This is a genomic window from Arhodomonas sp. KWT (genome assembly GCF_010993615.1).
Genome location: NZ_WNXE01000620.1, coordinates 1 through 977, shown reverse-complemented (window position 1 = coordinate 977; position 977 = coordinate 1). Strand labels below are relative to the sequence as shown.

Here is a 977-nt window from a genome sequence, read left to right as displayed (position 1 = left end):
TCGGTGGCTCCCCTTGTGTGTTATCGGTCCGCACCCGCGTGCGGACGGGTAATCGTACGACACGATAGCAGACGTGGGCCGGCGGAGGGCGCCGCCAGCCCACGCGGGGAGTATAGACGCTCGCCTTCGACCGTCAGTCCGCGCCCGCGGTGATCGGGCGCACCTCGACGTCGACCTGAATGTCCCCGGCCTTCTCGAAGGTCAGCGTCATGGGGAAGTGGTCGCCGGCCTTCAGGGGCTGGTCGAGGCCCATGAGCATGACGTGATAGCCGCCCGGGGCGAACGCCAGCGGGCTGTCCGGGCCCACGTCGACGCCGTCGACATGCTTCATGGTGCGGTTGCCGTTCTCCGTCACCGTCCGGTGCAGCATGGCCTTCTTGGCGACGGGGCTGGCCACGCCGACCAGCCGGTCCGTCCCGGACGCCGCCGTCGCCTCGAAGTAGGCGGCGCCGGCCGGCGCGCCGGGCGGGGTCGCGCGGGCCCATGCCCCGGAGACGGTGACACCGCCCGGGGCCGCCGCGTGGGCGGCGGTCACGGCGAGGAGGAGGGTGGCGCAGAGGGCGATCAGGCGTGCGGTCATCGTCGGGGCTCCTTGCCCGTCGGGGCTCAGTGGTTTGCGCGACTATACCAAGGCGGACGGCCGCGGGGCGTGATGCTCCCCGCGGCCGCGCGAGGCGCCGGTCAGGCCTGGGCTGTCTCCCGGGCCCGCTCGAAGGTGAGCTCGTCGCCCTCGACGTCCACCCGGATCACGTCGCCGGGGCCGTACTCGCCGGCGAGGATGCGCTGGGCCAACGGGTTCTCCAGGCGCTGCTGGATGACCCGCTTGAGCGGCCGGGCCCCGTAGACCGGGTCGAAACCGGCCTCGCCGAGGCGGTCCAGGGCGGCGTCGGAGATGACGAGGGCCATCTCCCGGTCCTTGAGGCGCTTGTCCAGGTAGGCGGTCTGGACCTCGGTGATCCGCCGGATCTGGCGCCGGT

Annotated in this window: 1 protein-coding gene and 1 pseudogene; both read right to left on the bottom strand. The window is 72.8% G+C overall.

The genetic code is table 11. The features are described 5' to 3' along the window. Positions 1-133: 133 nt before the first annotated feature. A complete protein-coding gene (locus G7A99_RS21200) occupies positions 134-580 on the bottom strand; it encodes a copper chaperone PCu(A)C (protein ID WP_163143891.1) in 447 nt (148 codons plus the stop codon). Positions 581-681: 101 nt separating this feature from the next. Continuing rightward, positions 682-977, bottom strand: a pseudogene (locus G7A99_RS21195) (type VI secretion system ATPase TssH); the annotation flags it as partial.